Here is a 24,694-nt window from a genome sequence, read left to right as displayed (position 1 = left end):
CTCAAACAGTCATTGCGGGGAATTCCGGGAGGGAAACCACCATGAAGAACGTATTCGCCAAGCTCGCGACCGACTTTTTATCGACCATCGTGTTTATCGCGGTCTACGTCATCACCGACAACGTGCTGCTGGCGACCGGCGTCGCGATCGCAAGCGCGGTGGCGCAGGTGGTCTACGCCACTATCAAGGGCGAGCACCTCGGCTTCATGACCTATGCCAGCCTGGCGCTGGTGGTCGTGCTCGGCGGTGCGACGCTTCTGACCAACGATCCCCGCTTCGTGTTGGCAAAACCCGCGATCGCGCACTTTGCGATCGGCGCCATCATGCTCAAGCGCGGCTGGATGTTGCGCTACATGCCGCCGATCGTCGCCGAGACCATTCCGGAATATGTCACCTTCGCCGGCTACGCCTGGGCCGCGCTGATGTTCGTGCTCGGCTGCGGCACCATCGCCATCGCGATGACCGGCGACATCAAGCTGTGGGCGTTCTACGTGACGGTCGTGCTGCTCGCGGCCAAAATCGCGGCGTTTGCCATCCAATATGTCGCGTTTCGTATCCTGGTGACCAACCGGCTTCGCGCCGCGCGCGCCTGATTATCGCCCCCTCCACTATTGGGCTTGGGCTGCGGTTTGGGCTATATCTCCCGCCGCAGGCCTGCCCAAAACCATTCCGGTTTTGCGAGAAAGGCTCGGGAGGCCCCTAAGATGGCGGTGGACGGAAACTGGAATATCACCATGAGCACGCCGATGGGCGATCGCCAAGCGACGCTGACCCTGAAGAATTCAGGCGGCAGGCTGACCGGCACCCAGGCCGCCGAAGGCAATTCGACCGAGATTTTTGATGGCACCGCCAACGGCGACGACGTGTTCTGGAAGGTCTCCATCACCAACCCGATGCCGCTGACCCTGGAATTCACCGGCAAGGTTGCCGGCGACGGCATCTCCGGCGACATGGGCATCGGCCCGATGGGCAGCTTTCCATTCACGGGAACGCGGGCGTAAGGCTTCTCGTCGTCTGCCTCCCCACCTGTCATCACCGGGCTTGACCCGGTGATCCATCCCTCTCACGTGAGATGGATACGCGGGTCATAGGCGAGCGGAAGCGACGCCGTCCTTCGGACGGCTGTGCCCGCGTATGACGACTGAATATGCCGACTGACGATGCCGGGCCTAACCACCCCGTCGCGAGTTTTTCACGCAGAGCGAAAATAATTCGCACGGCATAAGGAATTTTCCGGATGTGACGGGGAATTAGACTAGAGCCACCGTCCTATCCGCCAGGCGGCTGCGTTCGACCATTCAATTCAGGGAAGAAACAAAATGAACAAGACACTGACCGTCCTCACCCTCGGCGCAAGTTTATTCGCCGGCCTCGCTTTGCCCGCGCAAGCAGCACCCGAGGTCTCGCTGGCCCGTTTCGATTGCGGCACGCCGCAGGCGCCGACATCAGTCAATGAGCGCTTCTCCGACACCTACGCCTATGGCGATCTGAAAGTTCAGTTCGTCTTCAGTTGCTACCTGATCAAGCACGGCGACGATTATCTGCTGTGGGACACCGGCCACTCGATGACGGCACCCAATGTCGCGCCTAAGGTCAGCCTGGTCGATCAAATGGCCAAGATCGACCTCAAACCCGACCAGATCAAATATGTCGGCATCAGCCACTATCACGCCGATCATACCGGGCAGATTGCCTCGTTTCCGAAAGCAACGCTGCTGATCGGCGCCAAGGAATGGGACGCGATCTCCAGTCCCAAGCCGCCGGAAGGCGCGAACTACAAGCCGTTCGAAAGCTGGATCAAGGGCGACAGCAAGGTCGAGCCGCAACCGATCGACAAGGACGTGTTCGGCGACGGCACGGTAATCATGCTGCGCACGCCCGGGCACACGCCAGGCCATTCCAGCCTGCTGGTCAAACTCGCGCAGATGGGCCCCGTCATCATCACCGGCGATGCGGTGCACTTCCGCGAGAACTGGGATACGGTCGGCGTGCCCGCGTTCAATTTCGACCGCGCCCAGACCGTCGCCTCGGTCGAGCGCCTGAAGAAGATCGCCGCGAACCTGAAAGCCACCGTGATCATCCAGCACGACGCGCGCGACATCGACAAGCTGCCGGTATTTCCGGCGTTCGCCAAGTAAGTCGAAACCCGCGGGGCGGATTACGGCTAATCCGCCCTGCTCCCCTGCGACATCTCCGCATTGTGATTCGGAACCCGGGCCTATGACTTGCGCCGGTCGCCACGGCACCTGCTTCCTTGCTACAATCGGTCAATGCTGAAGCAAACCGATCATGGCGGACAGGACGGCCGGGAAACCGGTGGCTCATCAAGCAATCCGCCAGGCACCACGTCCTTCAAGGAGCGGGTCGGCGCCCTCAAGAATATCCTGCCCTTCGTCGCGATGATCTGGCAGACCGGTCCCGGATTGACCGCGGCCTTGCTGGTGTTGCGCTCGACCCGGGCGCTGCTTCCGATCGCAACCCTCTATGTGGGAAAGCTGATCGTCGACGATGTGGTGCGGCTGGTGCAGATGCCGGGCCGGCCCGACACCTTGTCGCAATGGCTGCACGGCGGCTTGCTGAACGGCCTCACCATCCTTCTGGCGATCGAATTCGCACTCGCGATATCAGCGGACGTGCTGGGACGCATCGTAGCGCTGGTCGACAGCCTGCTCTCCGAGCGCGTCAGCAATGCTTCGAGCGTCCGGCTGATGCGGCACGCCGCGACCCTCGATCTGGAGGATTTCGAAGACTCCGAATTCCAGGACCGGCTGGAGCGCGCCCGCCGGCAGACCAGCGGACGGATGACGCTCTTGGGGCAATTGTTCAGCCAGGCGCAGGACATCGTGACTGTGGCGTCCTTTGTCGCTGGTCTGGTGTTTTATGCGCCCTGGCTGATCGGACTGCTGCTGCTGGCGCTGGTCCCCGCCTTCCTGGGCGAGGCCTATTTCAATGCGCAAACCTATTCGATCGATTTTTTCCGCACCCCCGAACGGCGTGAGCTGGATTACGTCCGGCAGACCGCCGCCAGCGTCGATACCGCCAAGGAAGTCAAGATTTTCGGCCTCAACAATTTCCTGATCGAACGCTACGAGCGGCTGGCAAAGGACTTCTACACGGCCAACCGCCGGCTCGCGATCACGCGCGCGCGCTGGGGCGGACTGTTCAGCGCGATCGGGACGCTGGGCTATTATGTCGCCTACGCCTACATCGCCTGGCGCACCCTCGCCGGCGCGTTTTCGGTGGGCGACCTCACCTTCCTGGCGGGCTCATTCCTGCGCCTGCGCACGCTGCTTGAAGGTTTGCTGACGAGCTTCTCGTCCACCGCCGGGCAAGCCCTCTATCTCGACGATCTGTTTTCGTTTTACGAGACCAAAGCCAGGATCCTGTCGCCGGCCCACCCCCGTCCCTTTCCGAACCCGATCCGCACCGGTTTTGTCTTTGAAGACGTCGGCTTCATCTATCCGGGCGCGGCCCGATGGGCGGTGCGCCATCTTCATTTCAATCTGAAGGCCGGCGAAGTGATCGCGCTGGTCGGCGAAAACGGCGCCGGCAAGACCACACTGGTGAAACTGCTGACACGGCTGTACGACCCGAGCGAAGGCCGCATCCTGCTCGATGGCCACGATCTGCGCGAATACGATCTGGACAAGCTGCGCGGCAATATCGGGGTGATCTTCCAGGATTTCGTGCGCTATTATCTGAGCGTCGGCGACAACATCGCCGTGGGCAAGATCGCGGCCCGCCACGACGCGGCCCGCATCGAGCGCGCCGCGATGCGAAGCCAGGCCGACGAAGTTATCGCCAGGCTGCCCGGCGGTTACCAGCAAATGATCGGCAAGCGTTTCCGGAACGGCGTCGAACTGTCCGGTGGCGAATGGCAGAAGGTCGCGATATCGCGCGCTTACATGCGGGAGGCGCAGGTGCTTATCCTGGATGAACCGACCGCAGCCCTCGACGCCCGATCCGAATTCGAGGTCTTTCAACGATTCAAGGAGCTCAGTGACGGCAAGACCGCCGTGCTGATCTCCCATCGTTTTTCCAGCGTCCGCATGGCCGACCGCATCCTGGTGCTGGCCGACGGCAAGGTCGAAGCCGCCGGCACCCACGACGAACTGATGTTACAGTCCGGCCGCTATGCCGAGTTGTTCGAGCTGCAGGCGGCCGGGTATCGGTAACGGCGACACAAGGACGGGTCGAGCCTTTTGCGAACCCGTTCGGCATCATCAACTGCGATGGACTGACATCGCGGAGTTTATCATCGGGCGTGCATCCGTTGGCTCCGCCTATCCCGCGCAGCGCCAATGTCCGCAGCTGATCGGACATTTTTTTCTGCGGGCGCCGATTGCCACTTCACGACGGCGGCAGGCTTTACCGCCGGGCGACGATGCGGAATGACGAAGCTGTTGACGAGGATCGGTTCCCGGTCGCCGAGCAGCGAACGCTCTTCAACCAACAAGCTCATGACCACGCGCATCTTCAGAATCTCCTCCGCCACGAAGGAGCATGGCTCGTCACGATTGATCTGCTCGCGCATGACCGCCTCAGCCTCCAGCATGGAGACCCTTAGTGCTCTGATTTGCTTGCGAATTTGGCTGATCCGATTGTCCATGATGCTCTCCTTGCTGGACGCAGATCATAAGAACAAAACATGAACAAATAGTCAAGAGGCAACCAAATGATTTGCCGGGAGCACTCAAGCCAACACTCCAATCTTTCTTTTTGATCGGATCGCGCTGAAGCTCCAGCATGGATACTACCTGCCGCCCGCATGACCTCCCGTCTCGAACCATAAGGGGTTGAAAATGTCCCAACCGGAACACGTCGAAATGCTCATCATCGGTAGCGGCGAAGGCGGCAAATATCTGGCTTGGCACATGGCCAAATCCGGGCATCGCACGGCCGTCGTTGAACGCAAGTTGATCGGCGGTTCCTGTCCCAACACCAACTGCCTGCCCAGCAAGAACGAGATCTGGAGCGCGAAAGTGGCCGATCTCGTTCAACACGCCGGTCGCTTCGGCACCGTGACGGGCCCCACCTCCACCGACATGAAACAGGTGCAGGCGCGAAAGCGCGGCATGGTCGAGAACATGGTCGCCAAACATCTCGAGCTGTACAAGGCCAGCGGCGCCGAACTGATCATGGGCACGGCCCGCTTCATTGCGCCGAAAACCGTCGAGGTCGCCTTGAACGACGGCGGCACCCGCGTGCTGACCGGCGACCGCGTAGCCATCAATCTCGGGACGCATGCGACCATCCCGGATATTCCGGGCCTGGTGGCGGCAGCGCCGCTCAGCAATGTCGAGCTGCTCGAACTCGATCGGTTGCCTGCGCACCTGATCGTGCTGGGCGGCGGCTATGTCGGCCTCGAACTGGCGCAAGCCTATCGCCGCTTCGGCAGCCGCGTCAGCATCGTGGAGACCGGACCGCAACTCGCCAGCCGGGAAGATTCCGATGTCACGGCCGCACTGCTCGATATGCTGCGCGACGAAGGCGTCGTGGTGCATCTCGGGGCCAAAATTCTCGGCGTGCAGGGCCGGTCCGGACAGGCTGTCAGCCTTCAACTGCGCAACTCCGCGGGCGATCAGACCATCGAAGGCAGCGATATCCTGGTCGCGGCCGGACGCACGCCCAATACCAACGGGGTGGGACTTGACCTCGCCGGTGTCGCGCTCGACGAGCGCGGCTATATCGCGGTCAACGATCGGCTTGAGACCAGCGCACCCGATGTCCTGGCGATCGGCGAAGCCGCCGGCAGCGCCCAGTTCACCCATGTCTCGTTCGACGATTTCCGTATCATCTCGGCCAATCTGAGCGGCGGCAATCGCAGCAAGCGCGATCGGCTGGTGCCGTACTGCATGTTCACCGACCCGCCGCTGGCGCGCGTCGGCCTCAGCGAAGCCGAAGCCCAGCGCCAGGGCATTGCGGTTCGCGTCGCCAAGCTGCCGATGGCGGCGGTACTACGGGCGCAGACGATATCGGAGACGCGCGGCTTCATGAAGGCGCTGGTCGAGGCGAACGGCGAGCGCATTGTCGGTTTCACCATGATAGGTCCCGAGGCCGGCGAAGTCATGACCGTGGTCCAGACCGCGATGTTGGCGGGCATGCCCTACACCGGCCTGCGCGACGCGATCATCGCGCACCCCACGATGGCGGAGGCGCTCGGCGCCCTGTTCTCGAATGTGCCGGCACGGAGCGCGTAAGACGATGGGTTGAGCGCCTGCAAAACCATCAGCGTCATGAACTGCGATTGACGGGTATCGTTTCGCTCTACCTATCCTACGGGCGGCGAAACCCCGTCGCTAGTCATCCGAATGTTCGCGCTCACGAGCGGGATGCTGGATAGTGAGGATGACGATTTCCTCGGCCGCTTCGTCGGTTGTGTAATAAACCAGATACGGATAGTGCCGCGTCACCAGCTTGCGCACACCCTCGGCCTTCTGCTGCCGCCCGACATGTGGAAACAAAATCAGGTTCTGGAGCGATTCAAGAATCGCGGCGCGAACGCGAAGCGCAGCCTGCGGACTGCGTTCCATGATGTAGTCGGCAATTTCGGCGAGATCCTGTGCGCGCGCGGCGTGAAGCGGAGCTTCATCGCTCGAAGCGACGAAACGCCGCTTCGACCTCGGCGTCGGTTGCAAATTGGCGTTGTTTGGCCTGCGCGAGCCCCTCCAACACAGCGCGAAGATGCGCCGGATCAATCTCCTCTGGCTCACCCTCCTGACCGCTCAGGGTCAGCATGGCGAGCGCGATCTGATCCTGATCGTCGGGCGGCAACCGCCGCACAGCTTCGAGGGCTTTTTCGAGCAATTTTGTCATAGGCAAAAGATACGATCGAAGCGCGCAAAATGGAAGAGTGTGCTTGGGCAATCCGAACACCTATACGGGGTGAGTAAGCCTTGCGAAACCCACCCCCAGCCGCCAGCATTCATCAATCAAGCGCGACGCTGCGTGGTCTCAAACCCCGCATGGCTTTGCTGGCAGCCTTCAGCAGCGTTTTGGAAGCCTCCTTCTCCTGGCCCAACAGCAGACCGAAGGCGCGTGCCCGCCGGTCGCCTCGAGGCGCATGAAGCGCGGCATCCACGGCGATCTCGCGGTGCGCGATGAAGTCGTTCAACGCACCCAATGCATCCTGGATCTTTTTCAACTGGTTTGACAGGCGCTCGAGGCCAGCTTGCGCCTTTGCCGGATAGAGATTCCGGAAGAAGTCGACGGCATACCGGATCTTCTTGATCTTGATGCGGAGCTTGTGCCGCTCGACGGCCGACAGGTCGGCGAGGCGCCGCCCCCGCTTGCGAGCTTTCCGGATACGACGATGCATCGCCTCGCCGGCGAACTTTTCGATCGGCGTTGCGGAGGCCCCATCGGCATTCGGCTGGCGCAGCTCCAGCCATTCGAGAACGTCGATCAGGAGCTTGCGATAGCGCGGCGTTGCCAGCGCATCGCGCGCACGCAGAAAGGCTTGCCGATGCCGCGCGAAAAATCGCTTCTCGATCGCGCGAATGCCTCGCTTCGGTTCGCTCGCGTTTCGCAGCGGCTGTATTCTTTGCTTGACGAACACGTCGATCTCGCGCGCCGGGGCCAGTTCACCGCTGAGCCATCTTAATTCGGTCTTGACCTTCCCGGTGCTGGACGCTGGCAGAATGGCACCGAACAGCGAGATGGCCGCGCGCATGCGGCGCAAGCCGACCCGCATTTGGTGGATCGCCTCGCCATCCAGTTCGCGTACCGCCTCGGCGTTGGACGAGAAATGCCGCAGGGTCGAGCGGGCGATGACGTTGAAGGCCTGGTGCGCCGTCATGCTGTTCGAGAGTTCGACGGCCTCCGCATGGACCGCGATCACGTCACACGCCGCCTTCGCAGCGTGTGACGGTTCTCGGAGAGGCGAGCGCCGCGCCTTGCGGTCGACGCGAGGGCTTTGGGGCCCCGGCGTCTCCACCGCGATTTGCATGTCAGGCCGCGACCACGAAACGATCACCCCAGATTCAATTCCTTGAAGAAGTCGTTGCCCTTGTCGTCAATGATGATGAACGCCGGAAAATCCTCGACCTCGATGCGCCAGATCGCTTCCATGCCGAGTTCGGGATATTCCACCACCTCGACCTTCTTGATGCAGTGCTCGGCGAGATTGGCCGCAGCACCGCCGATCGAGCCGAGATAAAAGCCGCCATGCTTCTTGCAGGCTTCGCGCACCGCAACGGCGCGGTTGCCCTTGGCGACCATCACCATCGAACCGCCCGCGGCCTGAAACTGGTCGACAAAGGAATCCATCCGTCCCGCGGTGGTCGGGCCAAACGCACCGGAGGCGTAACCGTCCGGCGTCTTGGCCGGACCGGCGTAATACACCGGATGGTTCTTGAAATAGTCCGGCAGCGGTTCGCCCTTCTCCAGCCGCTCGCGCAATTTGGCGTGGGCGGAATCGCGCGCCACGATCATGGTGCCGGTCAGCGACAGCCGCGTCTTGATCGGATGTTTTGCCAGTGTCGCAAGGATATCCTTCATCGGCTGGTTGAGGTCGATCTTGACCACGTCGCCGCCGAGCGCCTGCTCCACCGCCGGCAGATATTGCGCCGGATTGTGCTCGAGCTCCTCGAGATAGACGCCGTCCTTGGTGATCTTGCCAAGCACCTGGCGATCGGCCGAGCAGGAAACGCCGAGCCCGATCGGCAGCGAGGCGCCGTGGCGCGGCAGCCGGATCACGCGCACATCGTGGCAGAAATATTTGCCGCCGAACTGCGCGCCGACGCCGAGCGACTGCGTCATCTTCAATATCTCCTGCTCCATCTCGAGATCACGGAAGGCATTGCCGTCGGCCGATCCATGGGTGGGCAGCGCATCGAGATAACGCGCCGACGCGAGCTTCACGGTCTTCATGCAAAGCTCCGCCGAGGTGCCACCGATCACGATCGCCAGATGATAGGGCGGGCACGCCGCGGTGCCGAGCGTCAACACCTTCTCTTTCAGGAACGCCAGCAGGCGATCCTTGGTCAGTACCGAGGGCGTGGCCTGAAACAGAAAACTCTTGTTGGCGCTTCCGCCGCCCTTGGCCATGAACATGAATTTGTAGGCATCATCCCCCTCGGCGTAGATCTCGCACTGCGCCGGCATGTTGTTGGCGGTGTTTTTTTCTTCATACATCGACAGCGGCGCCACCTGCGAGTAGCGCAGATTTCGGCGCAGATAGGCGTCGCGCGCGCCTTCGCTCAACGCAGCCTCGTCGTCGCCATCGGTGATGACGCGAAAACCTTTCTTGCACATGATGATCGCGGTGCCGGTATCCTGGCACATCGGCAACACGCCGCCGGCCGCGATATTGGCATTCTTCAGGAAATCGAAGGCGACGAACTTGTCGTTGTCGCTGGCTTCCTTGTCGTCAAGGATGTTGCGCAGCTGTTGCAGATGGCCCGGCCGCAGATAGTGGTTGATGTCGCCGAAGGCGGCCTCCGACAGCGCCCGCAACGCCTCGCGCGACACCACCAGCATGTCCTTGCCCAGGACCTTCTCGACCCGCACGCCCTCGGTGCTGATCTTCTTGTACGGCGTGGTGTCGGCGCCGAGCGGAAACAGCGGGGTGTGCTTATAGGGCGGAACGGGTTTTTGGTCGGGAAAGGCGGTCGGGGCGTTCATGGGGATCTCGCGGGGTTTGTGGGCCAAACGTCCGCTTTCCGGACGCCGGCAATTGAACCGTTCTAAGCATTTTTAGTGGAAAAGGTAAGGTACGGCATGACGGCGTCATGACCGCCAGGAGCAACGGACATGCCTTGCTGTCCGGCCCTTGCAAGAACGCCGCGCGCGGGCTTTTATGGCGCGGGGGTACCGATGATAAAAAACGCTGCAACTTCGATCGCGCTGGCGCTGCTGGCGGGTGTTTTGTTCGCCTTGTCGGGCGCCTCGCCGGCCCGCGCCGATCGCTGCGACGATCTCGCCGCCCAGCTCAAGAACCAGATCGACGGCCTGACCGTGGGCAAGACCGCGGCCAATGTGATCTACCTGTCGCATCCGCAGGTTAAGGAGCTCTCGCTCGGCTGCGCCGGGCGCAGCTACTCCAACCAGCTGTTCGCGAAAGCCGGCGCCCGCAAGCCGGCGGACGCCTTTGTCGACCTCGCGGCCAGTGGAGCCGCCATCGTCTTCACCCTGCCAAAGGACGACATGCTGAAAGGCGTGACCCGCTGCATCAAGCGGATGGGGCTGATCCATGGCGACGATGTCTCGACCCGCTATCGCCGCCTCGACATGCGCTGCGTCCGGACCAAGACCGAAGCTTCGATCACGATCTCGCGCAGCACCGACCAATAGCTGTCCTGCATGGTCCGGATCGGTCGGATTTCCAGCCAGCGCGGAGCCTTCCGTTCACCATCCCTAGGCAAACCGCCGCCGATCGCTTGCCTTTTAACGATTGGATTCATTTGGCATTGGTGAGCCCCCGCTCATGGTCGGGTATCGTCAAAGGGATTCCCGTCCATGAGCATTTCGAGCGTTTCCGCGCCAGGCCCGGTGCAGCCACCCTACGTCACCACCAGCCAGACCCCGGCGCCTCCCGCGAGCAACGACAACGATTCCGACGACGCGGGCGCCGCCCAGCCGCCGGCCCAAGCCCCGCTGCCGCCCGGACAGGGCACCCGGATCGATCAGCTGGCCTGAGAGCGGCGGGCGCACAGCCTGGCCACATTGCCGCAAGTTTGCCGGAAAACGGCGCGATCATGATTCCTGCGCGGGATGGCGCACAGCATGATCGCCAAATGGCTATTGCAGACATTGACCTGGATCGCCGCGATGGGCGCGCTGTTGTTCGCGCCGGCCGGCACTTTGCGTTGGCCGGCTGCGTGGGTGTTTCTGGCGACCATGACGATCATCGGGCTCTCGGCCGGATCCTGGCTCGCCAGCACCGATCCGGAACTGCTGGCCGAGCGCATGCGCCTGACCGCGCGGGATGAACAGCCGACCGCCGACAAGGTTTTCGTCCCGGTCATCGGCGGCGCATTCCTGATCTGGTTCGTCACGATCGGGCTCGATCACCGTATCGACGGCTTGGATTTCCCGATTGTCGTGCAGGCGCTGGGGTTGGCGCTGATGCTGGTTTCCACCGTCTTCATCATGTGGGTGATGCGCGAAAACTCGTTCGCCGCCCCATTGGTGAAAGTGCAGCGCGAGCGGGGGCATCATGTCGTCTCCACCGGCCCCTATGCGTGGGTTCGGCATCCGATGTACAGCGGCGCCATCCTGTTCTTTGTCGGCATCCCGCTGCTATTGAGCTCAGGTTGGGGTCTTGCGATCTCACCGCTGTTCATCGTGTTGTTCGCGGTCCGCACCGGAATAGAGGAGCGCACGCTGATCGCGGACCTGCCCGGCTATGGCGATTACACCGCGCAGGTGCGCTATCGGCTGCTTCCCGGCGTTTGGTAGCAACCGCGCAGCCCCTACGCATCCAGCGCCTTGTAGTGCCGGAAGATGCCGTCTTCGTTGAAGGCGATACGGCGATCGCTGGCGAGATATGCCCCAATGTTCGGCCGCGCGGCGACCCGATCGCGCAGGTCGACCAGGCCCGGGATCTTGCGCTCAAAGCCCTTCATCCGCCTCGGAAAGGCATAACGCAGCCCTTCGACGAGCTGGAACATCGACAGGTCAATATAAGTCAAGCGGCGGCCGGTGACATATTTTCCGCCGTTGTCCTCCAGCAGCCGTTCGAAATAGCCGAGATATTTCGGCACGCGTTCGCTCCAGAACTCATCGGTGCGTTTTTTCGCGGCCGCCTTCTGGTCCTCGTAATACAGCGACGGTCCGAGCGGGTGATGGGTGTCGTGAACTTCCAGCACGAAATCGGTCACCGTGAGCTGCAATTGATGCAGCCATAGCCGGCCGGCTTCGGTCTTGGGCGCAAGCCCATGGCGCGATCCCAGATAGAACAGGATGTTGGCGGTTTGCCCGAGCACAAGCTTGCCCGCCTTCAGGAATGGCGGGGCGAACGGCGGCGTCGTTTCCGCCTCCATCATCTTCATCATCGCCGCCATGCCGTGCGCGCCACGGGCGACGTCGACATAATCGGCTCCGGCCTCTTCCAGCGCGAGACGGATATATTCGCCGCGGCCCTGAATGCCCGGCCAGTAATAGAGTTCATAGCGCATCAGACCTACCTCTGCTCAGCCAACAGGCTTAACGAGTCATTGCACATTTCGTTCAAGCCGTTCCGCCGGCCAAGCCACCACCACCCGCGAACCGACACACTTACTGTTTTTCAACATTAACCGACGGAATAGCCTTGGTCAGCGGCAAAAGCCTACCACCCTACGGCGGGATTAACCGTACCTGGCTAGGCTGGCTATGTCGGGGAACAGACGGATCATGTCGCAGGCGGTCAACGGCTCTTTCGCGTATCACCAGATGCTGGTGCTGGTCGCGGGCTCGGTGTGCCTGTTCGGCACCTGGGTCGGGATGCGGCATTTCGCCCGCGCGCGCGCCACCACCGGCGCAACCCGCTACGGCTGGCTGTTCATGGCCTCGGTCGGCACCGGTGCTGCGCTATGGGCCTCGACCTTCATCTCGATCCTGGCGCTTGACCCGCTGTTGAACAGCGGCTTCGAGCCGGTCGCCACCGGCGCCGTCCTGGTCATCGGTATCGTCAGCTGCCTAATCGGATTTGAGATCGGCAGCCGCCACTTCACACTTGCGCCGGAAATCGGCGGCTTCGTGATGGGCATCGGCGTCCTCGCCATGCACTTCCTCGGCCTCAAGGCCTGGCACATCGCCGGCACGGTGCAGTGGAACGTCTACGGCATCGTCGTGACCTTTGTGCTCGGCCTCGGCCTCAGCGCGCTGTCCGTCAGCCGCGCCAATCGGCCGGTCACGCGCTATTGCCGCCATGGCGCCGCGATCGTGCTGGCGTTCATGGTCTGCACCATGCATTACGCCCTGACCGTCACCACGATCGCGACCCCGGACGCCTCGATCATCGTGCCGTCCTATCTGATTCCGGCCGACATGCTCGGCTTCGCCGTGGTCGGCGCGGTGCTGCTGGTGATGGGCTCGGGCTTTTCGACCTACCTCATCGATCTGCGCACGCGCACCGAATCAGCAGATCGCATCCACCAGCTCTCGTTCAACGACACCATGACCGGACTGCCCAACCGCATCGCCTTCAACGAGCGGCTATCGTTCGACGCCGCCGACGCGCACGAGAAGGCCCACAAGCTCGCGGCGTTCTCGATCGACATCGACGGCTTCAAGGACATCAATGACGTGTTCGGCCACAGCGCCGGCGATCTGCTGCTGATCGAAGTCGCAAGCCGGATGCGCGGGGTGCTGCAACCCGGCGAGTTTCTGGCACGCCAGAGCGGCGACGAATTTCTGGGCTTGCAGATGTCCGGCAACCATCCGCACGACGCCCAGGCGTTCGCCGAGCGCATTGCCGCGGTGTTCGCCCGGCCGTTTCAGCTCGGAGAACAAGCGGTCACCCTCACCGCTTCGATCGGATTCTCGGTGTTTCCGACCGACACGCCGGAACGCGACCAGGTTCTCTCCAACGCCAAGCTCGCCATGCACCGCGGCAAGACCAGGCAGCGCGGCCTGATCTGCAAATATCTGCGTGAGATGGACGACGGCGCCCGCGCGCAACGTGCGCTCTCCCGCGACGTGCAGATGGCGGCCGGGCGCAACGAACTCGAACTGCATTACCAACTGCAAACCACCCTCGACAACGGAAGGATCTGCGGCGCGGAGGCGCTGATGCGCTGGCGCCATCCAAAACGCGGCATGATATCGCCGGCTGAATTCATTCCGCTGGCGGAAGAAAGCGAAGCCATCATCCCGATGGGCGAATGGGCGCTGCGCACCGCCTGCCGCGATGCCGCCGAGGGGCGGATTCCAGGAACGATCGCGGTCAATTTGTCGCCGGTGCAGTTCAGCCGCGACGACCTCGCCGAGACGATCCATGCGATCCTGCTGGAAACCGGCCTTTCGCCGAAGCGGCTGGAGGTCGAAGTCACCGAATCGACCATCATGTCGGACCAGGCCCGCGGCCTGCATATCCTGCGCAAGTTGAAGGCGATGGGAATATCGGTCGCGATGGACGATTTCGGCACCGGCTATTCCTCGCTGGCAACGCTGCATGCCTTTCCGTTCGACAAGATCAAGCTCGACCAGTCGTTCGTGAAGCGGCTGCCCAGCGACGCTGCGGCCGCAGCCATCGTGCGCACCGTGCTGGCGCTCGGCCGGAGCCTCGGCATCCCGGTGCTTGCCGAGGGCATCGAGACCGCGGCGCAGTGGGATTTTCTGGCCCGCGAAGGCTGCGCCAAAGGCCAGGGCTATCTGTTCGCCAAGCCGGTCGGCCTCACCCAATTACCGGCAGTGATCGAAGCCGCCTCACGGTTTGCAGACGACGAGGCATGGTCGATGCCGGGAATCGAACCCGTTATCGCTGCGGCGTGATTTGCTGGCGCAGGCCTCAGTTCACCGCGAAGCAGTACATCAGAGCGTCGCCGCCGGTGCTCTTGAGATCGGCCTGCGAACAGCCGCCTTCCGGGCCGCGCGATGGATGCGAACTGTTCCAGGATTTCGAGGCGTCATCGTCGCGCAGGCCGATGCGATCGGAATGCCCGAGCATCGCTGAGCCTTGCGTGCTGCTCGTCCAGTTCTTGCAGGTGCGGTCGTCGCTCGCCGCGAACGCGGTGCCGTCGGGCTGCGATCCCGTCAGCATGTCATGGCGGTTCGGGGTATCGCCGCGGCCGTTGATGACTTCAGCCTTTTCGCTCAGCGCGGTCTGCTTGGTCAGGTTGTTGGCGCCGTGGAGTTCGGCAACGTCCTTGGCGATCACGACACCTTTCGCATTCTGCCAGGGTCCCTTGCCGATCCGGTCGCGCGCGTTGATCGCGGGTTTGCCGTCGGCCGCCTGCGTCGAGAGATAGGCGTGCCAGGTTTTGACACCGGAAGCATTGGCGCCCGCAGCCTGCGCCAGTTCCTGGCAATGATTATCGGCGCCCGCGAGACCGCCAAGGTTGCCGCCGTTGCCGATGCCAATGCCGGTTACGAAAAAGGTGGTGCTGGCGGCCTGCGCATGCGCTGGCTGCGCCGCCGCCACGACCAGACCGGCCGCCGCCACAAAACCAAGACACACTCGTCCAACGATCGAAGCAAAAATCGGCATCGCATCCTCCCAACGTTTTTGGCTGACGACCTGGCGCCAGCTTTTGGTCTGACATCAACACATTGACAGGGGCAGTATTCCCGTCAACGACACCGAAAGAACGAGCCGACCGCAAAAAGCGCCGCGAATCAATCGCGGCGCTTTATTTTTCGTCATCGCGGGCGATCAGGCCTGCTGGATCGCCGACAATTCCCAATTGGCGCCGCGCGGCCGCAGGAAGGTCCACACTTCGGTGGCCTCGCTCGGCTGTTCGCTGCCTTCGACCAACCGGCCGGAGACGCGATCGACGGTCTTGTCGATCATCGAGAACCGCATCGCCACGCTCGCATAGTCACTCTCGCCTTCGCGCCAGGCTTCCGCGAGGTCGCCCTGCAACAGCTTGGTGGCCGAGACCTTGTTGACGACGTTGCGCGCCTTGTTTCGCTGCAAATCATCGGTGAAATACGACACCATTTCCGGCGTCGCCAGCGTGTGCAGCTTCGCGACATCCTCGTTCGACCACGCCGCCTGGATGTCGCTCAGCAGCCGCTCAAAGGCTTCATAGTCGGCCGGAGCAATTTCCAGCGGCGCGCTGCCGGATCCCAGTCCAAAACCTGAGCCGGTGCGGTAGGTCGATGCGCCGCCCGGCGCTTGGGTCGCGCCGGAGGCATAGGCCGGCGTCGCGCGGCGCTGCCACCACGACATCGCCAGTCGAACCACGACGACGATCAGCCCGATCTGCAGGATCAGGCCGAACAGCGACGACAACCCGCCGAGGCCGCCGAACAGGCCACCGCCGAACAGCATGCCGAGCAGGCCGGCGCCAAGGAACCCGGCGGCGAGGCCGCGCAGCATGCCGCCGCCCGGCCGGTTGAAAAACCCACCACCCGCGGTGGACGCACCAAGGCCGGAACTACCCGGCTCGGTAAAGGTGCGGTTGAACGGCTGCGCCGCGCTAGGTGCGGTCGATGTGCTCGGCGGCGCCGAGAACGTCCGCGTTCCCCGCGATCCCGAGCTCAATCCGCCGCCAACCCGGGCGTCGGCCGACGACACCGTCAACATCAAGGGCAGTACCAACGACAAAACGACGGCAAGCGTTTGAGCGATAGCGCGCCCGCGCTGGGTAAATCTCATAACCTTTTCCTCCATCCCCGGCAGGGGAAAGCGCTTCTAAGATGGGCACCGCGGTCTGAATGTGAAGCCACTATCGGAACCCCGCTCTGCGGCCCTCGGTCGCGGGGACGCCGCGGCCAGGCCGGTTGTTGCGGTGCGGCGCAGCCCATTACGACGGCGCCATGGTTTCCTTGACCTTGGCGACCAGCGCACTGAGCGCGAACGGTTTCGCCAGGAAGTCGAACTTCTCGTTCTCCTCAAGGCTCTTTGCAAACGCGTCTTCGGCGTATCCCGAAACGAAGATGATCTTGAGGTCGGGATTTCGCTGGCGCATCGCCCGCAACAAGGTCGGTCCATCCATTTCCGGCATCACCACATCGGATACCACAAGATCGACCGCGCCGTCCCTCTCGTCGAACACTTCCAGCGCCTCGACGCCATTCGACGCCTCGATCACGGTATAGCCGCGCGAACGCAAGCCACGCGCATTCAGCGAGCGCAAGCCCTCTTCGTCTTCCACCAGCAGGATCGTGCCCTGACCGGTCAGGTCGACCCTCGGCGGCTTGGCCTCCGCTGCCGTGTCCTTGGCGGCGCCATTGGCCGCCTGCGGCTCGTGCTGGGCTTCCGGCTCGAGATGGTGTCGCGGCAGGAAGATGCAGAACGTGGTGCCACGGCCCTCCTCGGACTCGACATAGACGAAGCCGCCGGTCTGCTTGACGATGCCGTACACCGTCGACAGGCCGAGCCCGGTACCCTTGCCGACTTCCTTGGTCGAAAAGAACGGTTCGAAAATCTTGTCGACGATCTCGGCGGGAATGCCGGTGCCGGTGTCGGAAACGTCGATCCGGACATAGTCCGCCGGCGGCATGCCCTTGTAGGACAGCTTTTCGGCCTGCTGCGCCGCGACGTTCGCGGTCTTGATGGTCAATTTGCCGCCGTCCGGCATCGCGTCGCGAGCATTGACCGCGAGATTGACGATCACCTGTTCGAATTGCGAGACGTCGACCTTGACCGGCCAGAGGTCGCGGCCATGCACCGGATCGAACTTGACCTTCTCGCCGATCAGCCGGCGCAACAGCATGGTCAGGTCGGACAGCGCATCGCCGAGGTCGAGCACCTGCGGCCGCAACGTCTGCTTGCGCGAGAACGCCAGCAACTGCCGCACCAGCGTCGCCGCCCGGGTCGCGTTCTGCTTGATCTGCATGATATCCTGGAACGACGGATCGGTCGGCTTGTGCGCGTTCAGCAGGAAGTCGTTCGCCATCATGATGGCGGAGAGCACGTTGTTGAAATCATGCGCGATGCCGCCGGCGAGCTGACCGACCATGTCCATCTTCTGGGACTGGTTGATCTGGTTCTCCAGCGTTCGCCGCTCGGTGGTCTCGAGCATGTAGACGATGGCAGCCTCGGTCTCGCGCTCGTCGGCCTCCACCGTGGTCACGAAGAACTGCCCCCAGCGTTCGCCGGTACTGTCGAGCATCGCCTCGACCGGCGGAATATCGCCCTGCCCTTCGGCCGCCTGGTTGATCGCCGCGATCAGCGAGCTGCGGTCGCGCGCGTTGACCGTCCTGAAGATCGAATTGCTGGCGCTGGCTTCGAGGCCGAGGCCTTGCGCCAGTTTGGCAAAGCGCGCATTGGCGCGAACCACCGCGCCGGCGCGGTCCACCGTCGCGATCGCCATCGGCGTATGGTCGAAAAACCGCATGAAGCGGACCTCGGCGGCGCGCTGCGGATCGGAACGGTCGTCGCGCGCGCGGCTGATCACCAGCGTACGCGAGGCGCCGGGCACGCCGTCGGCCCCGAATGCCAGCTTGTGATAGAGCCGCACCGGCATGGTCTTGCCGCCGCGCATCCGCAGGTCGATGTCGATCACCTCGGTTTTGACTTCGCCGGGCACCGCCGCGATCGAGCTCAGCAGCGAGGCGCCGTCGCCCGACACGATGTCGGTCAGCTTCAACCCGCCCGAGCCGATCTCCGCGAGGTCGTGATCCAGCCAGTTCGCCAGCGTCGCATTGACGTAGACCAGTTCCCCGGCCGGATTGACCGAGAAGAACCCGCAAGGCGCGTGATCGAGATACTCGATCGCATGCTGCAGTTCCTGGAACACGTCTTCCTGGCGCTCGCGATCGCGGGTGATGTCGGCGATCGACCACACCGCATGTTTTGCCTCGCGCTTGCCCTGGCCGAGCGGCCGCACCCGCAGCCGCAGCCAGCGGCCGTGGGCGCCGTCGTGGCCGGCGATGCGGACCTCCTCCTGCTGGCGCTTCCCCTCGCGCGCCGCCTTGAGCAGCCGGAACACCGCCTCGGAGACGTCCGGATTGCCGATGAAGACCCGCTCCACCGGACGCACGTCCTGCGCGGTCGCAGCCCCCGTCAGCGCCAGATAGGTCGCGTTGGAATAGACCACGTGGCCGCGCGGATCGGTGACCGCGAGACCGTCATGGTCCTGGTCGGCGATATGGCCCATCACCGGGTCGTCGGCGGCGCGATCGGCGAAACGAATGATCCCGGCGGCGAAGGCGAACAGGTTGAACAACCCGACCATCGCCAATAGCGCCAGCAATCCGAGGATATAAGGCTGTGCCTGCGCCCGGCCGATGGTCATCAGCGTGACCGCGGCCGCGACGATGCCGCCGGCGACCAGCAGCACCAGCACGATGCTACCGCTTCGCCGCGCCGGCTCATGCGCGGTCATCGGCAGTTGCGACGGATCGTGGTCAGTATCGGCGGTCATAACCAAAGGACGTGGCCTGTCGACATGGGTCCGACGCGCTCGCGCACGCCCGCTCCTGAGTGCCTGAATCGGACCGGCAAGCGCAAGTCCATCAGGCGGCTATTTGGTGGCTAACGCTCATTTCCTGCGGATTCCTTGGCTATTACTGGGTCCCTGTCATGCCTGGCGGCCCGAAAGCCCGCGCTTGAGACCCATCACATAGCCGATGACTTCGGCGACCGCATGATAGTGCTCGACGGGGATTTCGGCGTCGATCTCCACCGCTGCGTGCAATGCCCGCGCCAGCGGTACGTTTTCCACGATGGGAATGTCGTGCTTCTTCGCGATCTCCCGGATCTTCAGCGCGATCAGATCGACGCCCTTGGCGACGCAGATCGGCGCCGCCATGCCGCGTTCATAGGACAGCGCCACCGCGTAGTGGGTCGGGTTGGTGATGATCACGGAGGCCTTGGGAACCGCGGTCATCATGCGCTTCTTCATCCGCGCCATCCGCAACTGCCGCAACCGGCCCTTGATGTGGGGGTCGCCTTCGGACTGCTTGAACTCCTGTTTCATTTCCTGCAGCGACATCTTCTGCCGCTCGAACCATTGCCGGTACTGGAAGAAATAGTCCGCGATCGCGACCGCCGCGAGCATCGCCACCACCGCCCCCAGCAATCGCAGCGCGAGGCCCATGATCGTCGCAATGATCGCCGCCGGGTCGAACTGCAACATCGCTTCCAGGCGATGGCGCTCCGGCCACAGGATCATCGACATCACACTGCCCAGCGCAATCAGCTTGAAGATACCCTTGCCGAAGTTCGCGGCCGCCTGCTTGCCGAAGATGCGCTTCAAGCCGGAAGCGGGTGAAATCTTGTTGAAACTCGGCTTTAGCGACTCGCCCGACCACACCAGCCGGTGCTGCAGCATGTTGCCGGCGATCGCCGCGATCGCCAGCATCAGGAACGGCACGCCGAGCGCGCCGATCAGCATGTATTCGAGCCGTTGCGCCAGCTGCATTAGATTGGGGCCGTCGACATGAACCATCCAGGAATTGGCGATCAGATTGCGCAGCGGCGTGCGGATTCCGCCGATCGATCCGGAAAACGACGACAGCACCAGCGTCGCGCCGGCGATCATGAACCAGGTGTTGACCTCCTGGCTCTTGGCGACGTCGCCACGTTCCAGCGCGTCATCGAGACGTTTTTGGGTGGGGTCTTCTGTTTTATCTGACGAATCGTTTTCGTCGGCCATCGATCCGGCTTTCGGTTCAGGACTTCTTCAGTTCAAGACTTGCAGCTCACGGCGTCAAATCGTGCATCACGCCGTTGAAATAATTGAGGAAGGTTCCCATCATCGCCACCAGGACCAGCGAGAAGATCAGGAAGCCGGCGAGAATCGACAGCGGCACGCCGACGAAATAGACCTGCATCTGCGGCATCAGCCGTGCCAGCACGCCAAGCCCGATATTGAACACCAGGCCGAACACCAGGAACGGCGCCGACAATTGCATGCCGATCTTGAAGGCGGCGGCGAAGGCGCGGGTGGCAAGTGCGGCGATATCGCCGCTCGGCGTCAGATCGCCGGGCGAAAAGATGTTGTAGCTGTCGTTGATGGCGGCGATGACGAGATAGTGGCTGTCGGTCGCAAACAACAGCGTGATGCCGAGCATGGTGAGAAAATTGCCGATCAGCACGCCCTGCTGGCCCTGGGTGGGGTCGACCGAAGTGACGAAACCCAGTCCCATCTGTTGGGCGATCACCGCGCCTCCGACCTGCAAGGCCGACAGCGTCACCCGCGCGGTGGCGCCGAGCACGATGCCGACGATGATCTCGTGGATCATCATCACGAGCAACGGATTGATCGATTGCAGGTCGATTTGATAGGCGCTGCGGTGCAACGGCAGGATGATCAGCGCCAACAACAGCGCGATCCCAAGCTTGATGCGAACCGGGATGTTCGATTCACCGAGCCCCGGCAACAGCATCACCATGCTGCCGACCCGGGCAAACACCAGCATGAAGGTTGCCGCGAGCACCGGCAGCAGTGAGATATCGACGCGCATGATCCGCGCATAGTGCCTCAACCACCTATGATTCGCGACGATATCCGCATCATGTGGCTGTGCAGCGCATCCGCCATGAACGGCAGCGCCAGCAGCAATGTGACGAAAATCGCCAGGATCTTCGGCACGAAAACCAGGGTCTGCTCCTGGATCTGCGTCAGCGCCTGGAACAGCGACACCACGACGCCGACCACCAGGCCCACGATCATCAATGGCGACGACACCACTACGATGGTCCAGATCGCATCGCGCGCCACGTCGAGGGTTTCAGCACCAGTCATTTCAACTCACTCTCAATTGTTTGTCGTTCGGGCAAGGGAATGGCGAATGGCGAATAGCGAATGGATTTCAGGCTTGCGGCGTCTTCCCTATTCGCCACTCGCTATTCGCCATTCGCCCTCTCTCAGATCGCCATCTTCATGATGTCCTCGTAGGCCGCGATCACCTTGTCGCGCACCGACACCAGGGTCGATATCTTGACGTCGGTCTCGGCCACGGCGGTCACGACATCCATGACATTGGCCTTGCCTGCCGCCATCGAGACCGTCTGCTGATCGGATTGCCGGCCGCCGTCGATGACGCTTCCGATCGCGTCCTTGAGCAGATCGCCGAACGAGGGACCCGCCGCGTCGGTCGGCTTGGAAATGCCGCCGCCGGTGTCCAACATGCGGGCCGCACTCGCGTAGGCGTTGGCGGCAATCGAGGGTGAAGCCATGGCTTAGGGTTTCCCTGTTTTCAGGACTTGAGGATGTCGAGGGTGCGCTGGATCATGGTGCGCGTGGCGTGGATGATGTTGAGGTTCGCTTCATAGGATCGCTGCGCGTCGCGCATATCGGTCATTTCGATCAGCGGATTGACGTTGGGATATTTGACGTCGCCGTTGACATCCGCCGCCGGACTTCCAGGCTCGTGCTTGACGCGAAACGCGGTCGCGTCCGGCATCACCCGGCCGAGGGCGACGACGTTGGCATCCAGCGAGCGATCGAGCTCGGAGGAAAAGGTCGGCACCTTGCGGCGATAGGGATCGCCGCCGGCAGTCGACGCGGTGGAATCCGCGTTGGCGATGTTTTCCGAGATCACGCGCATCCGGCCGGCCTGCGCGCGCAGGCCGGAGGTCGCGATCCCCATGGATCTGGCGAAGTCCGCAATGACTTGACGGTCGGGCATGCTGTCCCTTTGCTGCGATCAATCCGGCCTTCAGGCCTTGCCGATCGCGGTTTTCAGAAGATGGAGATTGTGGCTGTAGAGCGAGGTCACCGCGGCATAGTCCATCTGGTTGCTCGAGACCTTGAGCATCTCGTCTTCGAGATTGACGGCGTTGCCGGCCGGCCGCGTCTCGAACCCGGCCTTTCGATTTTGGTCGAAAGTTTCGGGAGCCCCCGACGGCCCCATATGGCTGCCGCTGGTGCGCATCATCGCCAGCGTCCCACCCGAGCTGGCGCCGGACGCATCGAATTTCGGTTCCACCAGATCGCGCGGCTTGAAATTCGGCGTATCGGAATTGGCGACATTTTCGGCCAGCACCCGCTGGCGCTCCTGATGCCATTGCATTCGGGTGCGAAGCGCCGCCATGACCGGAAGATCGCCAGTGGACATCGAACCTCTCCCCTTGCCGCCGGGCGCTGTGCCCTCGGGTAGGCAGAATTTGCCGCCTGTATGGTTAACAGCGGGTTAAGATTCGCGTCGGCGCCGGTTCCCTGGAGCGCGTCAGCGATCCAAGGCGGTTGGTCCGAGGCAAGAGCTTGGGTGATTTTCGCCACCAAAGCCCCGTTAACCAGCAGGGTTGGCTGATGGTGGAAGATATGAGAAGTCATTTTGGCTCAAGCGATTCATGAGTTATTAAGAGACCGGGGCGGCAGTTCTTGCCCTAGGGATTAAGAGATTGGGCAAATCTCTGACTTCATCGCCGTTTGCCGGGGACCAAGCATGCAGGCACCACTGACATTCATCCTAGCGTTCGTGGCCGTTCTGGCGCTGATCGCCGCATTGGCGTGGGGGTTGCGCCGATTCGCCGGCAACCGGCTCGGCGCCAATACCAATCGCGGCCGGATGCCGCGGCTGGCGGTGATTGACGCTGCGGCTGTGGATGGCCGGCGGCGGCTGGTGCTGGTACGACGCGACAACATCGAACATCTCCTGATGATCGGCGGCCCGACCGACATCGTGGTGGAACCCAACATCGTCCGCGCCATGCCCGCGCGCGATCAGATGGCGGCGCGGCCCGCGGTGGGTGGTGGCGAACTGCCGCCGCGCATCGCCCCGCTGCCCGATGCCGGCCATTGGAGCGACGGCGATGGCGCCAGAGCCGACGCCTTCGATCATGCCGAGCCGCAACTGCCCGAGCCGCCGCCGCGGCCGGCCCGCCCCTCTTTTGTCGACGAGGTGCGCCGCACCGCGCCGCCGCTGCCGGAGCGCGCGCAAGAACGCAGCTCAGAGCGGCGCAGCGACCCTTTGCTGGCGGGCTTCTCGCCGGAGCCGCTGAGCCCGCGTGCTGAATCTCGCCCCGAGCCTCGCATCGACATGCGCAACGAGCCGCCGGTTGCACCTCCGAGGCCGCCGCGCGCTGAGCCGATGATGCCGCGGCCGGCACGGCCGATCGATCCGCCGAAACCGCCGCCGCTGCGCGCCGAACGCCCCGCAGCACCACCACCACCGCCGCCGATTCAACCGGTTGCTGCCGCGCCGGCTCCCACGGCGTCGCTGTCGGCGGCCGATCAAAACCTCGCCGAGATGGCGCAGCGGCTCGAGGCCGCGCTGCGCCGGCCGGTCGAGTCGAGCGAGCCACGCATTGGCGCCCCGCCGGTCGCTCCCGAGCCGCCGCCGAGCCGGCCCGCGCCGCGCGTCGAACCGCCGGCTCCGCCGCCGGTGGCCGCGGCCCCCGCCAAGAGCGGGTTCGAGAATCTGGAAGACGAGATGGCCTCCTTGCTGGGCCGTCCGAAGTCTCCTTCGTGAGATCGGCGTCCTTCCCGCGTAGAGTTTTATTTTTTGCCACCCTGATCGCCGCCGGTTCGCTGGTTGAACCGGCGTTGGCGCAGGATATCAGCATCAATCTCGGCCAGGGCAATGGCGGCGTCACCGAGCGCTCGATCCAGCTGATCGCGCTGTTGACGGTGCTGTCGATCGCGCCGTCGATCCTGATCATGATGACGTCGTTCACCCGGATCGTCGTCGTGCTGTCGTTGCTGCGCACCGCCTTGGGCACCGCGACCGCGCCGCCGAACTCGGTGATGATCGCGCTGGCGATGTTTTTGACCGCGTTCGTAATGGGCCCGGTGCTGCAAAAATCATACGACGACGGCATCAAGCCGCTGGTCGCCAACCAGATCGGCGTCGAGGAAGCGTTGCAGCGCGCGTCGGTGCCGCTGCGCGGCTTCATGATGAAGAACGTGCGCGAAAAAGACCTCAAGCTGTTCCTCGACCTGTCCGGCGAACCGCCGCCGGCGACGCCGGAGGCCATGTCGCTGCGGATCCTGGTGCCGGCGTTCATGATCTCCGAACTGAAGCGCGCGTTCGAGATCGGCTTCTTGCTGTTCCTGCCGTTCCTGATCATCGATCTCGTGGTCGCATCGGTTTTGATGTCGATGGGCATGATGATGCTGCCGCCGGCGGTGGTGTCGCTGCCATTCAAGCTGATCTTCTTCGTGCTGGTCGACGGCTGGTCGCTGGTGGCGGGAAGCCTGGTGCAGAGCTA

26 protein-coding genes are annotated in these 24,694 nt (G+C 63.1%); 11 read left to right on the top strand and 15 right to left on the bottom strand.

Annotated elements, in window-relative coordinates; all coding sequences use genetic code 11:
• The first annotated feature begins 41 nt into the window (after window positions 1-41).
• The 4 genes from GSQ88_RS16285 to GSQ88_RS16270 all read left to right on the top strand — a co-directional run bounded on the left by GSQ88_RS16285 (window position 42) and on the right by GSQ88_RS16270 (window position 4,175).
• A complete protein-coding gene (locus GSQ88_RS16285; RefSeq protein ID WP_159008739.1) occupies window positions 42-593 on the top strand; it encodes an inner membrane-spanning protein YciB in 552 nt (183 codons plus the stop codon).
• A gap of 111 nt (window positions 594-704) precedes the next feature.
• Window positions 705-1,001, top strand: coding sequence for a hypothetical protein (locus tag GSQ88_RS16280; protein ID WP_159008738.1), 297 nt, complete (start codon window positions 705-707; stop codon window positions 999-1,001).
• A gap of 318 nt (window positions 1,002-1,319) precedes the next feature.
• Entirely contained in the window at window positions 1,320-2,138 is an 819-nt protein-coding gene (locus GSQ88_RS16275) for an N-acyl homoserine lactonase family protein (RefSeq protein ID WP_159008737.1), read from the top strand.
• Window positions 2,139-2,270: 132 nt separating this feature from the next.
• On the top strand, window positions 2,271-4,175 hold the full coding sequence (locus tag GSQ88_RS16270) for an ABC transporter ATP-binding protein (RefSeq protein ID WP_159008736.1): 1,905 nt from the start codon (window positions 2,271-2,273) through the stop codon (window positions 4,173-4,175).
• A gap of 80 nt (window positions 4,176-4,255) precedes the next feature.
• On the opposite strand, the gene GSQ88_RS16265 is transcribed toward GSQ88_RS16270, so the two are convergent.
• Entirely contained in the window at window positions 4,256-4,609 is a 354-nt protein-coding gene (locus GSQ88_RS16265; RefSeq protein WP_246784822.1) for a hypothetical protein, read from the bottom strand.
• 193 nt (window positions 4,610-4,802) lie between these two features.
• Here GSQ88_RS16265 and GSQ88_RS16260 point away from each other — a divergent pair, with 193 nt between their 5' ends.
• Window positions 4,803-6,200 carry a mercuric reductase gene (locus tag GSQ88_RS16260; RefSeq protein ID WP_159008735.1) on the top strand — a complete coding sequence of 466 codons (1,398 nt, stop codon included), beginning with the start codon at window positions 4,803-4,805 and terminating at the stop codon, window positions 6,198-6,200.
• 99 nt (window positions 6,201-6,299) lie between these two features.
• Here the strand turns inward: GSQ88_RS16260 and GSQ88_RS16255 are convergent, their stop codons facing one another.
• The 4 genes from GSQ88_RS16255 to GSQ88_RS16240 all read right to left on the bottom strand — a co-directional run bounded on the left by GSQ88_RS16255 (window position 6,300) and on the right by GSQ88_RS16240 (window position 9,624).
• Window positions 6,300-6,533 carry a type II toxin-antitoxin system RelE/ParE family toxin gene (locus tag GSQ88_RS16255; RefSeq protein WP_246784821.1) on the bottom strand — a complete coding sequence of 78 codons (234 nt, stop codon included), beginning with the start codon at window positions 6,531-6,533 and terminating at the stop codon, window positions 6,300-6,302.
• A 55-nt stretch (window positions 6,534-6,588) separates the two neighbouring features.
• Complete coding sequence (locus GSQ88_RS16250) at window positions 6,589-6,816, bottom strand: hypothetical protein (RefSeq protein ID WP_159008734.1); 228 nt, start codon at window positions 6,814-6,816, stop codon at window positions 6,589-6,591.
• Between the two features lie 112 nt (window positions 6,817-6,928).
• On the bottom strand, window positions 6,929-7,840 hold the full coding sequence (locus tag GSQ88_RS16245; protein ID WP_159008733.1) for a CHAD domain-containing protein: 912 nt from the start codon (window positions 7,838-7,840) through the stop codon (window positions 6,929-6,931).
• A gap of 131 nt (window positions 7,841-7,971) precedes the next feature.
• Entirely contained in the window at window positions 7,972-9,624 is a 1,653-nt protein-coding gene (locus GSQ88_RS16240) for a fumarate hydratase (protein WP_159008732.1), read from the bottom strand.
• A 192-nt stretch (window positions 9,625-9,816) separates the two neighbouring features.
• Here GSQ88_RS16240 and GSQ88_RS16235 point away from each other — a divergent pair, with 192 nt between their 5' ends.
• From GSQ88_RS16235 to GSQ88_RS16225, 3 genes are all read left to right on the top strand, one after another.
• Window positions 9,817-10,293, top strand: coding sequence for a hypothetical protein (locus GSQ88_RS16235; protein ID WP_159008731.1), 477 nt, complete (start codon window positions 9,817-9,819; stop codon window positions 10,291-10,293).
• A 165-nt stretch (window positions 10,294-10,458) separates the two neighbouring features.
• The gene (locus GSQ88_RS16230) at window positions 10,459-10,638 is read left to right on the top strand and encodes a hypothetical protein (protein WP_159008730.1); all 180 of its coding nucleotides are present in this window, start codon (window positions 10,459-10,461) and stop codon (window positions 10,636-10,638) included.
• 87 nt (window positions 10,639-10,725) lie between these two features.
• Window positions 10,726-11,400, top strand: a complete 675-nt coding sequence (locus tag GSQ88_RS16225; RefSeq protein ID WP_159008729.1) for a methyltransferase family protein — start codon at window positions 10,726-10,728, stop codon at window positions 11,398-11,400.
• Between the two features lie 14 nt (window positions 11,401-11,414).
• On the opposite strand, the gene GSQ88_RS16220 is transcribed toward GSQ88_RS16225, so the two are convergent.
• Window positions 11,415-12,119 (bottom strand): glutathione S-transferase, encoded by a 705-nt coding sequence (locus GSQ88_RS16220; protein ID WP_159008728.1) that lies wholly within the window; start codon window positions 12,117-12,119, stop codon window positions 11,415-11,417.
• A 217-nt stretch (window positions 12,120-12,336) separates the two neighbouring features.
• Between GSQ88_RS16220 and GSQ88_RS16215 the strand changes: the two genes are divergently transcribed.
• The gene (locus tag GSQ88_RS16215) at window positions 12,337-14,418 is read left to right on the top strand and encodes a putative bifunctional diguanylate cyclase/phosphodiesterase (RefSeq protein WP_159008727.1); all 2,082 of its coding nucleotides are present in this window, start codon (window positions 12,337-12,339) and stop codon (window positions 14,416-14,418) included.
• A 16-nt stretch (window positions 14,419-14,434) separates the two neighbouring features.
• Here the strand turns inward: GSQ88_RS16215 and GSQ88_RS16210 are convergent, their stop codons facing one another.
• The 9 genes from GSQ88_RS16210 to flgB form a co-directional block, all read right to left on the bottom strand.
• The gene (locus GSQ88_RS16210) at window positions 14,435-15,133 is read right to left on the bottom strand and encodes a lectin (protein WP_159008726.1); all 699 of its coding nucleotides are present in this window, start codon (window positions 15,131-15,133) and stop codon (window positions 14,435-14,437) included.
• A 165-nt stretch (window positions 15,134-15,298) separates the two neighbouring features.
• Window positions 15,299-16,270 (bottom strand): Tim44 domain-containing protein, encoded by a 972-nt coding sequence (locus GSQ88_RS16205; protein ID WP_159008941.1) that lies wholly within the window; start codon window positions 16,268-16,270, stop codon window positions 15,299-15,301.
• A gap of 124 nt (window positions 16,271-16,394) precedes the next feature.
• Complete coding sequence (gene cckA / locus GSQ88_RS16200; protein WP_159008725.1) at window positions 16,395-18,959, bottom strand: cell cycle histidine kinase CckA; 2,565 nt, start codon at window positions 18,957-18,959, stop codon at window positions 16,395-16,397.
• Between the two features lie 156 nt (window positions 18,960-19,115).
• A complete protein-coding gene (gene flhB / locus GSQ88_RS16195) occupies window positions 19,116-20,192 on the bottom strand; it encodes a flagellar biosynthesis protein FlhB (RefSeq protein ID WP_159008724.1) in 1,077 nt (358 codons plus the stop codon).
• 46 nt (window positions 20,193-20,238) lie between these two features.
• Entirely contained in the window at window positions 20,239-21,003 is a 765-nt protein-coding gene (gene fliR, locus GSQ88_RS16190) for a flagellar biosynthetic protein FliR (protein WP_159008723.1), read from the bottom strand.
• A gap of 17 nt (window positions 21,004-21,020) precedes the next feature.
• On the bottom strand, window positions 21,021-21,284 hold the full coding sequence (gene fliQ, locus GSQ88_RS16185; protein ID WP_079607528.1) for a flagellar biosynthesis protein FliQ: 264 nt from the start codon (window positions 21,282-21,284) through the stop codon (window positions 21,021-21,023).
• A 122-nt stretch (window positions 21,285-21,406) separates the two neighbouring features.
• Window positions 21,407-21,718, bottom strand: coding sequence for a flagellar hook-basal body complex protein FliE (gene fliE, locus GSQ88_RS16180; RefSeq protein ID WP_159008722.1), 312 nt, complete (start codon window positions 21,716-21,718; stop codon window positions 21,407-21,409).
• Window positions 21,719-21,738: 20 nt separating this feature from the next.
• The gene (flgC, locus tag GSQ88_RS16175) at window positions 21,739-22,170 is read right to left on the bottom strand and encodes a flagellar basal body rod protein FlgC (RefSeq protein ID WP_159008721.1); all 432 of its coding nucleotides are present in this window, start codon (window positions 22,168-22,170) and stop codon (window positions 21,739-21,741) included.
• Between the two features lie 30 nt (window positions 22,171-22,200).
• Window positions 22,201-22,599, bottom strand: a complete 399-nt coding sequence (gene flgB / locus GSQ88_RS16170; protein WP_159008720.1) for a flagellar basal body rod protein FlgB — start codon at window positions 22,597-22,599, stop codon at window positions 22,201-22,203.
• Window positions 22,600-22,929: 330 nt separating this feature from the next.
• Between flgB and GSQ88_RS16165 the strand changes: the two genes are divergently transcribed.
• Together GSQ88_RS16165 and fliP are read left to right on the top strand one after the other, a co-directional pair.
• On the top strand, window positions 22,930-23,955 hold the full coding sequence (locus tag GSQ88_RS16165) for a flagellar biosynthetic protein FliO (RefSeq protein ID WP_159008719.1): 1,026 nt from the start codon (window positions 22,930-22,932) through the stop codon (window positions 23,953-23,955).
• Window positions 23,952-24,694: flagellar type III secretion system pore protein FliP (gene fliP / locus GSQ88_RS16160; RefSeq protein ID WP_159008718.1), on the top strand; the 743-nt coding region annotated here is incomplete at its 3' end. The genes GSQ88_RS16165 and fliP, both read left to right, overlap by 4 nt.

The organism is Bradyrhizobium sp. S69 (assembly GCF_009766005.1).
Taxonomy (GTDB): Bacteria; Pseudomonadota; Alphaproteobacteria; order Rhizobiales; family Xanthobacteraceae; genus Bradyrhizobium.
This window is presented reverse-complemented; position numbering and strand designations above follow the sequence as displayed.

Coding starts and splice junctions, on each gene's coding strand:
- GSQ88_RS16220 (WP_159008728.1), bottom strand. CDS start 12,119: ATGCGCTATGAACTCTATTACTGGCCGGGCATTCAGGGCCGCGGCGAA.
- fliQ (WP_079607528.1), bottom strand. CDS start 21,284: ATGACTGGTGCTGAAACCCTCGACGTGGCGCGCGATGCGATCTGGACC.
- GSQ88_RS16275 (WP_159008737.1), top strand. CDS start 1,320: ATGAACAAGACACTGACCGTCCTCACCCTCGGCGCAAGTTTATTCGCC.
- GSQ88_RS16265 (WP_246784822.1), bottom strand. CDS start 4,609: ATGGACAATCGGATCAGCCAAATTCGCAAGCAAATCAGAGCACTAAGG.
- flgC (WP_159008721.1), bottom strand. CDS start 22,170: ATGCCCGACCGTCAAGTCATTGCGGACTTCGCCAGATCCATGGGGATC.
- fliR (WP_159008723.1), bottom strand. CDS start 21,003: ATGCGCGTCGATATCTCACTGCTGCCGGTGCTCGCGGCAACCTTCATG.
- GSQ88_RS16260 (WP_159008735.1), top strand. CDS start 4,803: ATGTCCCAACCGGAACACGTCGAAATGCTCATCATCGGTAGCGGCGAA.
- fliE (WP_159008722.1), bottom strand. CDS start 21,718: ATGGCTTCACCCTCGATTGCCGCCAACGCCTACGCGAGTGCGGCCCGC.
- GSQ88_RS16255 (WP_246784821.1), bottom strand. CDS start 6,533: ATGGAACGCAGTCCGCAGGCTGCGCTTCGCGTTCGCGCCGCGATTCTT.
- flhB (WP_159008724.1), bottom strand. CDS start 20,192: ATGGCCGACGAAAACGATTCGTCAGATAAAACAGAAGACCCCACCCAA.
- GSQ88_RS16215 (WP_159008727.1), top strand. CDS start 12,337: ATGTCGCAGGCGGTCAACGGCTCTTTCGCGTATCACCAGATGCTGGTG.
- GSQ88_RS16165 (WP_159008719.1), top strand. CDS start 22,930: ATGCAGGCACCACTGACATTCATCCTAGCGTTCGTGGCCGTTCTGGCG.
- flgB (WP_159008720.1), bottom strand. CDS start 22,599: ATGTCCACTGGCGATCTTCCGGTCATGGCGGCGCTTCGCACCCGAATG.
- GSQ88_RS16235 (WP_159008731.1), top strand. CDS start 9,817: ATGATAAAAAACGCTGCAACTTCGATCGCGCTGGCGCTGCTGGCGGGT.
- GSQ88_RS16250 (WP_159008734.1), bottom strand. CDS start 6,816: ATGACAAAATTGCTCGAAAAAGCCCTCGAAGCTGTGCGGCGGTTGCCG.
- GSQ88_RS16270 (WP_159008736.1), top strand. CDS start 2,271: ATGCTGAAGCAAACCGATCATGGCGGACAGGACGGCCGGGAAACCGGT.
- GSQ88_RS16285 (WP_159008739.1), top strand. CDS start 42: ATGAAGAACGTATTCGCCAAGCTCGCGACCGACTTTTTATCGACCATC.
- GSQ88_RS16230 (WP_159008730.1), top strand. CDS start 10,459: ATGAGCATTTCGAGCGTTTCCGCGCCAGGCCCGGTGCAGCCACCCTAC.
- GSQ88_RS16280 (WP_159008738.1), top strand. CDS start 705: ATGGCGGTGGACGGAAACTGGAATATCACCATGAGCACGCCGATGGGC.
- GSQ88_RS16225 (WP_159008729.1), top strand. CDS start 10,726: ATGATCGCCAAATGGCTATTGCAGACATTGACCTGGATCGCCGCGATG.
- GSQ88_RS16240 (WP_159008732.1), bottom strand. CDS start 9,624: ATGAACGCCCCGACCGCCTTTCCCGACCAAAAACCCGTTCCGCCCTAT.
- cckA (WP_159008725.1), bottom strand. CDS start 18,959: ATGACCGCCGATACTGACCACGATCCGTCGCAACTGCCGATGACCGCG.
- GSQ88_RS16210 (WP_159008726.1), bottom strand. CDS start 15,133: ATGCCGATTTTTGCTTCGATCGTTGGACGAGTGTGTCTTGGTTTTGTG.